The 14,245-nt window shown below is 40.3% G+C and carries 17 protein-coding genes and 1 tRNA gene; 4 read left to right on the forward strand and 14 right to left on the reverse strand.

Going from position 1 to position 14,245, the window contains the following annotated elements; genetic code table 11:
- The first annotated feature begins 4 nt into the window (after positions 1-4).
- The 4 genes from AACU25_RS08335 to AACU25_RS08350 all read left to right on the forward strand — a co-directional run bounded on the left by AACU25_RS08335 (position 5) and on the right by AACU25_RS08350 (position 2,127).
- Positions 5-811 carry a peptidase gene (locus tag AACU25_RS08335; protein WP_096574725.1) on the forward strand — a complete coding sequence of 269 codons (807 nt, stop codon included), beginning with the start codon at positions 5-7 and terminating at the stop codon, positions 809-811.
- 63 nt (positions 812-874) lie between these two features.
- Positions 875-1,306, forward strand: a complete 432-nt coding sequence (locus AACU25_RS08340) for a putative toxin-antitoxin system toxin component, PIN family (protein WP_096574726.1) — start codon at positions 875-877, stop codon at positions 1,304-1,306.
- A complete protein-coding gene (locus AACU25_RS08345; protein WP_096574727.1) occupies positions 1,303-1,539 on the forward strand; it encodes a ribbon-helix-helix protein, CopG family in 237 nt (78 codons plus the stop codon). Before AACU25_RS08340 ends, AACU25_RS08345 begins: the two co-directional genes overlap by 4 nt.
- 237 nt (positions 1,540-1,776) lie before the next feature.
- Positions 1,777-2,127 carry a hypothetical protein gene (locus AACU25_RS08350; RefSeq protein ID WP_096574728.1) on the forward strand — a complete coding sequence of 117 codons (351 nt, stop codon included), beginning with the start codon at positions 1,777-1,779 and terminating at the stop codon, positions 2,125-2,127.
- Between the two features lie 79 nt (positions 2,128-2,206).
- On the opposite strand, the gene AACU25_RS08355 is transcribed toward AACU25_RS08350, so the two are convergent.
- The 14 genes from AACU25_RS08355 to rsfS form a co-directional block, all read right to left on the reverse strand.
- A complete protein-coding gene (locus tag AACU25_RS08355; protein WP_096574729.1) occupies positions 2,207-2,608 on the reverse strand; it encodes a helix-turn-helix domain-containing protein in 402 nt (133 codons plus the stop codon).
- Positions 2,592-2,891: a type II toxin-antitoxin system HigB family toxin gene (locus AACU25_RS08360; protein WP_096574730.1), complete on the reverse strand. Its 300-nt coding sequence runs from the start codon at positions 2,889-2,891 to the stop codon at positions 2,592-2,594. Before AACU25_RS08360 ends, AACU25_RS08355 begins: the two co-directional genes overlap by 17 nt.
- 92 nt (positions 2,892-2,983) lie before the next feature.
- Positions 2,984-3,277, reverse strand: coding sequence for a helix-turn-helix domain-containing protein (locus AACU25_RS08365; RefSeq protein ID WP_096574731.1), 294 nt, complete (start codon positions 3,275-3,277; stop codon positions 2,984-2,986).
- Positions 3,274-3,654 (reverse strand): type II toxin-antitoxin system RelE/ParE family toxin, encoded by a 381-nt coding sequence (locus AACU25_RS08370; RefSeq protein WP_096574732.1) that lies wholly within the window; start codon positions 3,652-3,654, stop codon positions 3,274-3,276. Before AACU25_RS08370 ends, AACU25_RS08365 begins: the two co-directional genes overlap by 4 nt.
- 267 nt (positions 3,655-3,921) lie before the next feature.
- Complete coding sequence (locus AACU25_RS08375) at positions 3,922-5,070, reverse strand: glycosyltransferase family 4 protein (protein ID WP_096574733.1); 1,149 nt, start codon at positions 5,068-5,070, stop codon at positions 3,922-3,924.
- Between the two features lie 337 nt (positions 5,071-5,407).
- Positions 5,408-7,024: an MFS transporter gene (locus tag AACU25_RS08380; RefSeq protein ID WP_190445847.1), complete on the reverse strand. Its 1,617-nt coding sequence runs from the start codon at positions 7,022-7,024 to the stop codon at positions 5,408-5,410.
- Positions 7,008-7,925 (reverse strand): DNA repair protein RecO, encoded by a 918-nt coding sequence (recO, locus tag AACU25_RS08385; RefSeq protein WP_096574734.1) that lies wholly within the window; start codon positions 7,923-7,925, stop codon positions 7,008-7,010. The genes AACU25_RS08380 and recO overlap by 17 nt, the downstream gene beginning before the upstream one ends.
- 141 nt (positions 7,926-8,066) lie before the next feature.
- A complete protein-coding gene (gene deoC, locus AACU25_RS08390) occupies positions 8,067-8,747 on the reverse strand; it encodes a deoxyribose-phosphate aldolase (protein ID WP_096574735.1) in 681 nt (226 codons plus the stop codon).
- A 207-nt stretch (positions 8,748-8,954) separates the two neighbouring features.
- The gene (locus AACU25_RS08395) at positions 8,955-10,079 is read right to left on the reverse strand and encodes a DNA cytosine methyltransferase (protein WP_096574736.1); all 1,125 of its coding nucleotides are present in this window, start codon (positions 10,077-10,079) and stop codon (positions 8,955-8,957) included.
- 124 nt (positions 10,080-10,203) lie between these two features.
- Positions 10,204-11,649 (reverse strand): slr1306 family protein, encoded by a 1,446-nt coding sequence (locus tag AACU25_RS08400; protein WP_096574737.1) that lies wholly within the window; start codon positions 11,647-11,649, stop codon positions 10,204-10,206.
- A 101-nt stretch (positions 11,650-11,750) separates the two neighbouring features.
- Positions 11,751-11,827: transfer RNA gene (locus AACU25_RS08405), tRNA-Met, on the reverse strand.
- Positions 11,828-11,874: 47 nt separating this feature from the next.
- Complete coding sequence (locus AACU25_RS08410) at positions 11,875-12,828, reverse strand: asparaginase (RefSeq protein WP_096574738.1); 954 nt, start codon at positions 12,826-12,828, stop codon at positions 11,875-11,877.
- Positions 12,829-12,906: 78 nt separating this feature from the next.
- On the reverse strand, positions 12,907-13,407 hold the full coding sequence (locus AACU25_RS08415) for a CGLD27 family protein (RefSeq protein WP_096574739.1): 501 nt from the start codon (positions 13,405-13,407) through the stop codon (positions 12,907-12,909).
- Positions 13,404-13,865, reverse strand: a complete 462-nt coding sequence (rsfS, locus tag AACU25_RS08420; RefSeq protein ID WP_096574740.1) for a ribosome silencing factor — start codon at positions 13,863-13,865, stop codon at positions 13,404-13,406. The genes AACU25_RS08415 and rsfS overlap by 4 nt, the downstream gene beginning before the upstream one ends.
- Positions 13,866-14,245: the final 380 nt, after the last annotated feature.

Here is a 14,245-nt window from a genome sequence, read left to right on the forward strand (position 1 = left end):
GGACATGGGGCAAAAAATCCAATACCCAACACCCAACACCCTAAAAAATTTATTTACATCACAGTTACTAGCAATTCTTACCTTAGCGATAGGTACAGGGCTGCTAGTTATTTTTACGCATCTTCCTGCAAATGCTCATTTCGCTTCCCTAACGCCATATTCTAGGGATTTACTCGCTTCTCTCCCTACCGCCTCATTTCCTACTCCAAAGCCTCATCCTCTACCGCCAACGCTAGCCAAATGGCAAGATAATACCAACAGTGGCGATTACTTTGCTCAAATTACAGCCACCCAAGTTGGTTATCTAGTTTGGTCACAGTTTCCTATTAAAGTTTACGTAGAAACGCCAACAGCAATTAACAGCCAGCAAGCTCAAGCTTGGGTTAACAGTGTCTTACAAGCTGTGCAAGAGTGGAATGCTTACTTACCTTTATTGATAGTGGAAAAAACAGAGGTTGCAGATATTAAAATTTTCCGAAAAGCACCACCTCTGCAAATTTCACCCACTGATAAAATTCCCCGTGCGCGTTCTGCTTTAACTACCTACGAGTTATATACGAATAACAAAGTTTTGTTGCACCGCTTCACTATATTGTTGAGTCCTAGCCAGACGGGTAATTATGGCCTAGCCGCAGCGCGTCATGAACTCGGCCATGCTTTGGGAATTTGGGGGCATAGTCCGTTACAAACCGATGCTTTATACTTTTCTCAAGTTCGCCAACCACCGCCAATTTCTGTTAGAGATGTTAATACTTTGAAGCGAGTTTATGAACAGCCAACCAGTTTGGGATGGTCTTTAGTAGAGAATTAAAAGATTAAATCAATTATATTATATGGTGATTGTTGCTATCAGATTGCTACTCATGCCTAAGAAATGACAAGACCTTACCAAATTGTAGTGGATACTAATGTATTGCTTGCTGGTTTAAGATCCAGTCTTGGTGCATCTTACAGACTATTAACAATACTTAACGATAGGCGTTGGCAGTTGAATATTTCTACTACTTTAGTATTTGAGTATGAAGAAATTCTCAAACGAGAAAAATATCAGATTGGATTGAGAGATCAAGACATCAACGATGTTATTGAAGGTATTTGTAGCATTGCCAATCTATGTAGTATTTTTTATATATGGCGACCATCAGCACGAGACCCTGACGATGATTTCCTCATTGATTTAGCTGTTGAATGTCAGGCTGATTTTATCATCACTTACAATCAAAAAGATTTACAAGCCGCACAACAATTTGGAATCAGGTTAGTGTCACCCAAAGAGTTTTTACAAATAGTAGGAGAAATACAATGACTAATTTAAATGTACAACTACCTGAATCTTTGTATAAACAAATTGAAGCCTTAGCAGCTAGAGAAAATGTTTCTATTGAACAGCTTGTAGCTATTGCTTTATCTGCACAAGTTTCTGCATGGTTGACTAAGGGCTATTTAGAAGAAAAAGCTAAAAGCGGTAGTTGGGAAAAATTCCAGCGAGTTTTGAATAAAGTCCCTAATGTAGAGCCAGAAGAATACGATAAATTGTAGTAACTTATATGTAATTAACGACAATATGCGCTTCGCACATTCCGTCCCGACTACCTAATATTTATATAGCAACAACAGAAAAAATTTCATATTTAATCTGGACATCGCCAAAAAATATTGGTGATATTACGGGTAAATAATGACATTTTTTTGATTTAACCGTATTTTCTCTATATCAATAAATAAATAAGGAAGTTTACAATAAATCTCGTTGATAATTTATCTGAACCCTTTTTTATGCCTACACACGGCCCTAAATCTCATACTATCGACTCCGATGGAAATATCATTTTAAAATCAAAACATTTAGGAGATGTGATAGAAGTTAATATAGATAAAGTCAAACGTCGGTTTTATGGTATTAAATTAGATGGTACTCGTATAGAAGATGATGGTGATTGTGGAGGTGATTTTGCTCAACCAGTCATGCTTTATAAAGTCTATTATTGCTTTGCAAATGATACTTGGGGAATAGGATATCGGACTAAAGATAAAAATGAAAAAAAGTGGAGGGATGGGTTTAAAACTGCCAGAGAAGCTTGGTTATATAGAGAAGCTTTAATTGCTGGTGGTATAGCTAAAAGATAATTAGCCGAGTCTTTGCCATCAGTACGATCGCATTTTCCGCAACCTTTTCTTCTGTCTGTTATAGTTAATTAGTTATAAATCAAATAAACAAACCACAGTCAACCCTAAAGAATTCGCCCAAAGCTTGAGCTTGAGCTTTACTCATTTCCTGCTGACCATTAAGCACTTTTGAAACTATTTCTTGGCTACCAAAAATACTAACCAAATCTGATTCTTTTATATCCCTTTGTTCTATCAAAAAACGTAATATAGAATCAGGCTGAGATGTCTTCCCTGGTGAATAATATTCTTGCTCAAACTTCTCAATTAAAATAATTAGCAACTCATAAAGTTCATCTTCTTCAGGGCTGCGATTATTACGGTGCATTAATTCTTCTACAACAGTTAAGGCTTTTTCATTCTCTTCTTCATTCCTAATCAGTTTTGGTTGATACTGGGCTAATAACTCTTTATATTTATCTGAATTAAAAGTAAGGGTCATTTTTCCATTCCTCCTTATCATATTCAGCATGGGTAAGAATATATTTGATATAAATCAATTGTTTTTCATAATCTATACTCACAATTAAGCGATATTTATTACCTTTAATATTAAAAACAGTAAAATTACTAACTGCTTCTGCTTTCGGAAAAACTGATTGTACCTCAATCAAATTAGACCAATCAGCTTTACTGGCAACTTTATACCAGTTATCAATAGCGTCACGGCAATCAGCGTGGCTTGCAGTATATTCTCTTAAAATTCGGTAGCTAATGACGTGCATTGCTCATAATTCGCCATCCTATTTTGGAATTTATAGCGCGATCGCACTTAGTGCTTTTATTTTTTATATGCTTACTGAATGTTGAGGTGGAATTAAACTATATCAACTAATTCAACATGTACCCTTTTACCCACTGCTTTCGCCGCACGTTCAAGAGTATCTAAGGTTACAGACGTGTTATTGGGATCTAATAACCGATCGAGAGATGATCTGCTGGTTCCCATCATTTGCGCCATTGCTGTCTTATTCAAATTTCTTTTGTTCATGGCTTCGCTAATTTGCCATGCAATAATACGTTTTGTAGCAATCAGGTTAATTTCTTCAAGTGTTCCTTCTTCTTCAAAAAGGTCATCAAGAGATGAACCGATATGAGGATTTTTTTTCATCCTTGTGCCTCCAGATTTCCCTTACGTTTTAACGCTATAGCTAATTCCTTTGTTGGTGTTTTTCGAGTCTTTTTGATAAATCCGTGTAGAAGTATCATTTCGCCTTCAAAGAAGCAAAATAAAATACGCGCAATCCGTCCATTAGTTAAATTGGTTCGTACTTCAAACAAACCATCACCCATCGAACGGCAGGTTGGCATCCCAATTGGCCATCCAAACTCAACTGTCTTGATATCAGCACCAATTAATTTTCGATCTTCTTTATCTAGATCCTTTAACCAATCACGAACAGGCTCTACACCATTATCACTTTGATAAAATCTTGCTGGAACTCGTTTTTGGTTTTGTTGTTCTTTTTGATTCTGTTCTTCGGTCATCTATACCAAATTTTCTGATAATAATCAGATTAATTTGATGTTACTTCTAATGTACCTTTTTTGGTACACAACCCCAACCGTATTATTTTTGTGTAAAAAATTACCTTTATTTGCGTCTTTTTGTAAGATAAAAAAGATGTGATCAAATACTTGAAAAATCTGTAAATGATAAATACTAACTTCAATTATCCAGAATTAAAAGTATAGCTGCACTCTTTTATCCTCTCAGATGCAGTGCAGCTAACCAAAATTGATATCAGAACTTGCTTATAATCTATGACTTACTGGTAAAGGTCGCTGGAGTAAAACTTCGCGGTACAACTGTTCCAAATGAGTAATATTATCAGTGAGGGTATAGCGTTCTAGGACACGATTTCTCGCTTTCTGCCCTAATACAGTTGTTAACTCAGGATGGTCTTGGAATAGTGGTAAGAGAGTTTTTAATTGCGATCGCACGGTCTTCGTATTTAAAACTACCCCTGCGCCTTTTTCTAATACCTCTCCATCTGCACCCACATCTGTAGCTAAACACGCCAAACCGCAAGCCATTGCTTCTAAGAGAGATAAAGATAAGCCTTCTACCAACGAAGGCAAAACAAATACATCTGCTCCCCGTAGAATTTCGATGCGTCGGTTTTCATCGGCAATGAATCCTAACCAAATAATGCCTTCCTCTGTACCATAAAACGGCTGTAAAGACGGCTTCAAAGGCCCATCGCCCACAATCAGCAACTTGCTATCGGCTTCCAGTCCTGACTGTTTCCAAGCGCGTAGCAGCGGTTCTACATTCTTTTCTGGTGCTATCCGACCTTGATAGACAAATAAGCGTTCGGCTTGAAATTCGGCTTTGATTTGAGAAGGGCCTGGAGAATATTTAGCGGTATCGACACCGTTGGGGATAACTGCAACATTTTCTTCCCGCACACCCATCCGCCCTAATAACTCGCGCTGAATTTGGGAAAATACAATCACGCGATCGTAGTTCACTAAGAAAGGTGCGTATAGCTGATAAGCCAAAAGTTGCGTTCCCGAAATTAATTTTGCCCCTTTCCCTGCAAATGGGGTATGGAAAGTCGCAATTAGAGGCAAATTCAGTTGCTGACAAATTTCTGGAAGAATAAAGTCCAAGGGAGATAAAGTCAAAGAAGCGTGGACTATATCTGGTTTAATTTTCCGCAACGACTCAGTTAATACTTTGGTTGCTTTGAAAGTGGGAATTGTGTAAACCTGGGACTTGTAAATGAAGGGTAAGGAAACTTCTTGAAATTTTGGCCAGTTATCAGGTTCAGGTTCTTCTTGAGCAAAGTGGAGAAAGCTAACTTCATGCCCTCGGTCTAGTAAGGCATTTGTAATTTCTCGACTGTAGGTAACATTGCCGCAAAAGGGTGATTTTTTTCCAATCCAGGCTATACGCATTCTTTATTTAGTTATAAGAACAGCGGGTTTAATATTGAGTTTTTGTTGCTTTGTGGTTTTGCTTTTAGCTGTTGTTATCGCTGGCTTTTTAGTTAGTATTACACCCCATTGTCTCTACCCATAAAATAGCCAAATTCTCAGATTAATTTAGCTAGTTTAGTTATAGCTGTAGTTATCCTACTAAGAATTTGTGAATAAATATGAGTCAATCAAAACCAATTGAGCCAGGATTCACAATGATCCCGAGTTAAGCCTATAGTGATTTATGGCTGAGTTCAGTCTATCACGAAAATTTCAGCTTTCAGTAAATGATTAATTATGTCAAGCTAATGTTTAATTACTCACGATGAGAGGTATACCAAGTAAAGATACCTCCAAAAAACACAATTACAGCTAATGATAAAAAGACAGCTTGTAATCCAATAAAGGTTTCTGCTACACCTGCTAATGCTAAGGGTAAGGAAAGAGCAATATTAATGACATTATTTTGCAAACCAAAGACTTTACCCCGCATTTCTGGTGGGGTTTCTGTTTGAATTGCAGTTTGCATTGGGATACCCACAAGTGCGCCAAAAACACCCAATAGTGCTACTAACAAAAGCACGATCCATAGCTGTGTTGTAAAGATGGATAACCCTATTAAGGAAGCTGCCATCCCTAAACAACCACAAAGACTCAGGGCAGTATAGGAGAAACGTTGACCAAACTGACCGAGAATTGTTGCTCCTGCGGCAATTCCCACACCACCTGCTGCTAATAAAAAGCCAAATTGCGAGGCTTTCATGTTGGGAATGATTTCTGCCATTCTGACAGCTAAAACTGTTAAGGCAGCAAAGATGGAGAACAAGATAATTAACTGTACTAGAGCGCTACGAACACGATGATTATCTTTGAGATAACGTAATCCATCGCGTAAATCTGAGAAAACATGAGGAAATTCCGTTTCTGCGTCGTGAGCTTTTTCGTTAGTTACTAAGAAACTCAAAATTATCCCCGCGATCGCATAACTTCCACCTACGACCATTTCTTTACCAAATCCGCCACTTGCACCCAGATTTAGCCAAAGTTGATCCGCGATCGCTAATAGTGGTTCGCCAACCGCAAAACCAACAATCACCGAGGCCATCATTGTTGTGGTGTACAGTGAGTTAGCTGAAAGTAAATGCTGTTCTTCCACTACCAAGGGAATTGCTGTTTGTTCGGCTGGAGCAAAAAACTGTGTGAGGGTGGAGACTAAAAAAGTCACGCCTAAGATGATCAAAAAACCTACAGGCAATACTCCCACTGGTTGCCAATCATGAGTCAACCATAACAGCAAGGGAATCGCTAACACTAACATTCCCCGCCAAACATTTGTGGCTACTAATACAGTCTTTTTCGACCAGCGATCCACAAATACACCAGCCACAGAACCGAATAACACAGCTGGTATGGTAAAAGCCATCATTAAGGCCGATACCCAACCACTAATGCTTTGATGACTCGCTTGAAACTGCGTATTAATCAAAGCAATCATCAACACCAGATAAACTTTATCTGCTAGTTGACAAAAAACTTGTCCACCCCAAAGTGCTAAGAAATTTGGGTTTTTTAATACAGGTAAAAAACCCTTTTGGGGTGCATCATTTGATGGTTCATCTTTACCTGAATCAGGCCCCTTGATATCAGGTGGCTCTTTTGCTGAGGTAATAGCGGCTTGGCCATTAGCCTCAGCCTGAGTAGATTTGTCTTCTGAATTAATGAAATCAGGTTTTGATGTTTCCGATAACCAATTTCTATTATTTGGCGAAATCTCCCGGGGGGAAATTTCGTGGTTATTGATTTGACTGGGCCGAGACTTCGGGACAGCACTCAAATGGCTGGGTGCTGTAGAATCTGATGCTCTATTCTGTTTTTTGGCGTAGCTCGGTGACAAAGGCAGGATTTTTGTATCCAAATCAGACGGTTGCATCATGGTTGGCAGCAAAATAAGAATCGATTAAAGTGGCGGAGCGGATTGGATGACCCAAATGATACTGAGCATAATGGCGCAGAATTTGCTCAACAGCTAACCAGTGATTATCTCTGGTGGTACTAATTTGCATTATCTCTGGTTGTGACAGCTGCTGCAGAATATCAAGTTCTTTTGCATTTAAACGCCCAGAAATCACAGGTAGTTCTTGGCGATGCATCACTGTTTGGTAACCCGAGATGGTTGTAGCTGGGGTTGGTGGAGAATGAGGCGATCGCGTTTTGGCAGAGTTGATTTGTCTCTCCCTCTCTTTTTGTTTTCGCAAGTCTTCCCAAGTCTCTAAGCAAACTGTGCCACCAGCAGAAATACTAAATCCTACCTGCCACTGCGGGTTTGTAAAATTTGGCATCAGCGGCCGTTGCGTGAGACAACAAACTTGCACTTGCGGGGTTAGTCCCGCCAAGGCTAAAAGGTGAAACACTCCCTGAGACAGATGAGCTAAGATACTAGCTTCGTTGTTAGACACTGCCTCTAACCGATTGAGATGTTCGTTAAGCAACTCATAAAGTTCTTCTTGGGGTTGTTCGCTTAAAGCTTGACTGAGGACTATTTCAGCTAGATATTGGCTAGCTGCCAATTTCCCTAAATCTTTAGTCAAACCTGGATAGGTTTTTACTGTTTGTGCTTGTGTAATTTTATCGAGCGATCGCCCTTTAGCAATCAGTAGTTCGTTGACAACAAACATCCCACTCCTACCACCCAGGCTTGAATTGTGCTTACGTGCCCCTGGGGCAACTGCTCGGATTAAACCGAACTCTTTTGTCAAAATTGTTACTATTCTATCTGATTCTCCCAGTGCCTGGGCTTTCAGATTAATTCCTGTTACTTGATAGGTTTTACTCATTAGCCAAGAGTCCGTAGGGGCGGGTTAAACCCGCATATCTAAGGGTAGATGCGATATTTTCGTTAAACCCACCCATACATTAGTCATAAATCATGAGTCATTGATCTGAGTACAAAGAACGAATGAGCAAACGGCAAATGACTATTCCACCTTTTCCAGGTTATCGCGCTGGCGGATTAAATCGATACCGCGAGATGTGCCTAATCGAGTAGCACCCGCCAAGATTAATTCTATGGCTTGATTCACAGTACGAATACCGCCTGAGGCCTTAATCCCTACTCTTTCGCGAGCAATCTCCTTCAATAGTTGTACATCTGCTACTGTCGCCCCCCCATTCCAACCTGTACTAGTTTTCAAGAATGCGGCCCCTGCTTCCATCGCCAATTCTGCTGCCATTCTTTTCTCCGCCTCTGTCAACAGGTTGGTTTCTAAAATTACCTTTACAGGTTGTCCGGTTTCTTCACAAATTTCCGCAATCTCGCGGTGGACTGCTTCAGTTTTACCAGCTTTTAACCAACCCAAGTTGAGGACTACATCAAGTTCAGTGGCTCCATTTTCCACTGCTTCTTGAGCTTCATACAGCTTCACTGCGGAAGTAGTCGCTCCAGTAGGAAAGCCAATTACTGCACAGACTTTGGGATTTTTACCGTGGAGGAGTTCTGCGGCTTGCTTGACATAGGTAGGGTGCAAGCAAACCGCCGCAAAATGAAATCTGTCTGCTTCTTCACACCATTGCTCAACCTGCTCTGGAGTAGCCGTTGGCGTTAACAGGGCGTGATCGATAAATGGCGCAATATCAATGTCGGGATAGTCTGCTGCCATCGTGCCTTTTGCCAATTATTGATTATTAAACTTTATAAAAAATTAAAACATTTCTTATATATATATTAAACCACATTTATTACGAGTTTATCCTGAAAACCGAACTGCTGAATAGGTCTGAGATATCGACTTTCTAGATGGACTGAAAACACTTAAGTATTCAAGTTAACATTAGACACTTTTAACTTGAGTACGCTTAATAGGATTTTAGCTACCAATTAATAAGAAGTTAAGAATAGTTTCAGCTAATGCTTTTGATGCCAAATATGGTACTCCATTGCCAATAGTTTTAAACATATTGGTGAGTGACATATCCTCTGGAAGTGCGAAATTTGCAGGTAAAGATTGAATTGCTAAGGCTTCAGCAGCAGAAATTCTTCTGACTTTGTAAGGATGCAAATGTACTTCATTGTTGCCATAACAAGCAGTTGGCGAGTAGCGCCATCTATGCAAGCGTTTGAAGGACTTTCTCGAATCATCTCCCTCATCAACTGAAGCGAATTTTGTTATTCCTGCTCTAGGTTGAAAATAATGGTGAGCATTGGGATGTTGAGCCACATTATTTTTTCTAAACCAGTATTCAACTGTGAGTTCTTGAGGAATATTTTCCGGACAAGGAATTATAGAATCTTCTTGGAATGATGTGCATTGACTCCAAGGGTAAGCAAAGACTTCTTCTTGAGGATATAAAATGTAATTTTCCCAAGGAAATAAATTAGCAGTTTTTACATTTTCGCGTGCTATTAAGCTGTTTCGGAAGCCTATTAGAATAATCCTTTCTCTATCCTGTGGAACACCATATTCAATAGCATTAATTAAGCGTTCTGTTAATATATAGCCAGCTTTTTGTAATTTCTGCTTTAACGATTCAAAAAATAAACGATGTTTTTTTGTGCGCCACAAACCTTTTACATTCTCAAATAAAAAGAAATCTGGTAAATGATGACAAATCAATTCGATATAAGATGCAGAAAGTTTACCATTATCACCCAAATGACCTTTATTTTTTCCACCTATTGAAAAATCTGGACAAGGAGGCCCGCCAATAAAGCCAACAATATTATAAGATTTTCGACAATCCTGGACTAATTCACCCAAACGTTGAGCGGGTAATCCTTCTAGAAGTTTAGTGACATCTGCAGCTTCACCTTGATGATACCCATATTCAGGCACTGGTAGATTGAGAATTTCCCGTGAATAACTATATGCGGCAAGGAATGGCGGAAATATTTCATTAACATAAACAATCTGAAAACCGCTATTTTCAAATCCTAAATCGAGGAAACCGGAGCCAGCAAAGAAGGAGAATATACAAGGACGGTAATTAGCCATCTATATAACTACGAGATTTTCTTTAATTTCTCAGAAAAAAGTCTCGTCTAATACTAATCAGCCTGCGATTTGAATCGCAGGCTGATTATCTACTGACATTAAGATTTAAGTTAATTTAAGGGAATTATCCCACAGCCTTCTCAACAGCAACTTCTGGTAACAAACGCTTGACACCTTGCTTTACAAAACCTTGCAGAAAAGCCATCTGCTGATTTTGCTGGAAGACATTTTGTAAAGTTTGCCGCAATTTTTCCAAATTCAAGTTATTGCCAGAATCTAGAGCAATTTCTTGTTGTTGGAAATACTCTACTAAACTTAAACCAGCTACTCTGGTGAGATATGCCGCACTTACTCCCTGTACCACGCCACCAGCGACAAAGGTGACAGCGTTACTTTTGAGCACAGTACTCACAGCTTTAGTAGAAAGTTCGACTAAACCTAGCTTCAGCATTAAACTTCCCATTGTTCCAGCGACAGTTTGCGCCTGTTCTAAGGAAAATTTCTGCTGATAGATATTACCCAAATCCATTACCATTTGGGCATTAATCGCCGCAGTTGCTAAAACATCGAGTGCGGGGACTGGGTTAGCAAAAGCAGCAGCCGCAGCTATCCATTGATATTGTTCGATAGCTGGGGTAGCGCGATCGCGTCTAATATCATTTAGCCAGGTTTTCGCCTCAGCTTTCAGCAAGTTAGCTGTTCTAATGGTTGTTGTCCAGACTAACTTTTGTGCTTGCTGGGCTAAAATCTCTCCTAGTTGCTGTGTCAAAGACTGGATATCTGCTGCTGGTTGTTCTAACCACTCTTGTACAGCACCGTCAGCCTCATGTTTCCGGACTTTGATGGGAATAGGAGAGGCGGCTGTTGCAACTAAATTTCCTTGTGTCCGTTGTTTCAGTGACAGCAAGATGCTAGCACGTTCATCGGGTAAATACTGGTCTTGTTTGTTGAAAACCAGCAAAACTGGTTGATTTGCAGCTTTTAGCTGCTGTAAAGTTTGAAATTCTGAATCGGTTAAATCACCGTTAGTCAGGAAGAGGAGAAAATCAGATGTTTTCACTTCTGCCAAAACATCTGTATCTGATTTGTTACCAGCTTGAATAAATAAAGGTGCTGTCTCTTGGAAGCTGACTTTTTGCTTGATTTCTGATTGCCAGCTAGATTTTAAAACTTCAATTAAGGTAGTTTTACCGACAGATTTCCCACCAGTAACAGCTAGTTTAAGTTCTTGCCTATCTAAATCTAAGAGTAATTGGTTAACTTGTGTTCGTAAGTTCCCTAAGGCTGGATGTTGTTCTGATTCTTGTGCCAGTTGGTTAATTACGGCTTCGGCTTTAGCGATCGCATTTTCTACATCTGCCCGTTCTACAAGCATGATATCAAGCTGCTCTACACTAGCTTTCGGGCGATTTTGCTGCAATAACCACAAACCACCGCCGACTGCCAAAGCACTCAGTAAACCAAATTCTCCTACCTGCACTATGGAATCTTGCCAACTGTCTAACATCCACAGAGAAAACGACAGTCCCAATCCTCCTACTAAAATTGGTCGTTGCAACTTCACAACTATGACTCTCCGTGCTTTTTGGATGGCTTACTCCAGAATAGATCAAAATACAACAAATCCCTGCAATCTTAACTGATTGTAGGGATTTGTTTTTTACTTCTATTTGGTGGCGGGAAGTGGATTTGAACCACTGACCTTCGGGTTATGAGCCCGACGAGCTACCAGGCTGCTCTATCCCGCGTCGTTTGCTTACTTTACTAGTATAACCACAAGTTATAATTTTGGCAACTATAAAAGCGATAATTCTCCCACAACTTCTAAACGCTTGTATTTTCCCAAAATCATAAACTTCTCAGCTAGGCTTTCAGCGACGCTGGGCGTAATCCAGCCCATTTGTTGAAGCAAGTGAATAGCAACTGCGTATTTTGCTCGCTTTGACCCATCCATAACTTTAATTGCCAATCCCATGCCTTCCCCTAACCTACCGATGCACTGTACTCCTTCGGCACCAGCTTTGCTTACCAATTCTCCAGGGGTTAAGCGCATGAGTTCCGTATCAAATTCGCCATCGCCAGCTACCATTGTGGGATGATGAGTCATGGCCCGGACAATGCGCTCCATATCCAAAGTTTTACCAGAGGCTAGCAGGGCGTACAGAGAGCCCATCTGACCGAGTTGCATCAAATAAGTTGGTGCGCCACAGTCATCATGAACACCGATAAATTCTTCCGATGGCATTCGCAGTAATTCTGCTACCTTGCTGAGAATTAACTGTTGGACTGGGTGTTTGCGTTCTAAGTAGTTATTTAAAGGCCAATGCCTTTGTTGGCAAACAGCTAACATTCCCGCATGTTTACCAGAGCAATTGTATTCTAGAGGACTCCGCTTACCTTCGGGAATCGGGCATTGGAGTGCGCTGGGGTCTAGATCGGCCCGCCAAAGAATGTTAAATACTTGTCTTACCTGCTCTATGCTACCTTTGTGGGAGCTAGTGATAATCGCTAAATCGCGATCGCTGAGGTCATAGCGTTCAAGTGTGCCGGTAGATGTGACAGCGAGTGCCTGAAATGGTTTGAGTGCTGAACGCACAAATGCAGCCGTTTCCGCATTACCGGCTACGGATAAAACCCGCCCCCGTTCGTCGCATACAACAGCCTGGACTATATGCCTCGATTCGATAATTCCTTCCCGTAGCAACCTCACTTCTAAGGCTGCGGCTTGAGTTCGTTTTCCCATTGTCATGGGTTAAAATCTATCACTTTTTTGTTATTTTTTTATTATTTGTTTATTTTAGTCACTTGCCCTCTGCCAAATGACTATTTATAACAAATGCCAAACTATACTACCAGCAACAAACATTCCTGCCAAGCTAGCAAAGGTAAGTTGCAAGCGGCGGAGAATGGGTTTGATTTCGTAGGTGGCAATTAAGCGATCGCGGTTTAAGACTTCCTCTGGTTTGATCCAAGTTTGACCGTCATACCACCCAGATTCTTCGTAAAATACTGTGGGGCTGGTTAGGCGATCGCTGACGTAATACCAACCTAAGTACAAACGTACTAATAAGAGAATTACGCCGATACTTGCTCCTAATGCGCCACAAAGAATAAATTGGGCAAGATGTTTATGTGGGGGAAAACTGGCGGCTGCGACAGGCCCTGCTAGCACCCACGATAAACTCCAAATCCACAGCATTTTTTTGATATGTTCGCGCCAATTTAAGGCACAATCACGAAATAACCAAGATGTTTTTAATTCTTCGTACTCGTTGAGTGGTTGTTGTTCAGTCGGAACTGGGCAATTGGAAACCGAGGATTTGATCATTTTGCCTTACCCCCACCGTCATCGGTTGTTGGCAGTTCTAAACGTTCAGCATGAGACCAGAACGCTTCTAAATTATAAAACTCCCGTTCCCTGGGCATCATGATGTGAACGATCACTTCGCCATAATCTTGCAACACCCAGCTTCCTTCGGCTTTACCTGCTGTCCGCAAGGGATTGCGTTGCAGTTCGGTTGATACTTTGTCTTCAATTGCTTCTGCAATCGCTCTGACTTGGACTCTTGAATAGCCAGTCATCACCACAAAATAATCTGCTAGGTAAGATACATCTGCTACTCTGAGTATTAGAATATCGCCAGCTTTGCGGTCTGATGCGGCTTCGGCAACGGTTATCGCTAATTTTTTGCTTGCTTCATCGCTGGGGTCTTGTGGACTGGCGATCGCAGTTTTTCTTAAAGATACAGATTGCGTTGGGAATTCTCCTTGGAAATAATCAGACATTAAACCTCAGGTGCTTTAGCCCTTTTGTTACATTTTTTGACAATTACACACAACTCATCAATCATGAGATGTAACTATGTAAATTGTTTTTTTTGCATACTAACAAAAAAATAGACTTTTTGGATTTGGTAAACAGCAATCAAGCGTACCATGCTATGGGAGCTAGTGTAGCTACTTAGTATGTTGTAGTGGTTGCTTTATGACAATTTTTGTAGTATTATCCGCATCTTTCATAGATTAACTTCAACCCTGATTTTTATATTCTGACCTATTGGCGACTTTAGCTGTATTGATAATTTTGCAGGCTAGTAGTCAAAGACACAAACAGACAATCTTTCTGAAAATTCCTAATACTTGTGGTTAGAACCTGCAGGTCTAGA

The sequence above is a fragment of the Tolypothrix tenuis PCC 7101 genome (assembly GCF_963874875.1).
In the GTDB taxonomy this organism is placed as follows: Bacteria; Cyanobacteriota; Cyanobacteriia; order Cyanobacteriales; family Nostocaceae; genus Aulosira; species Aulosira tenue.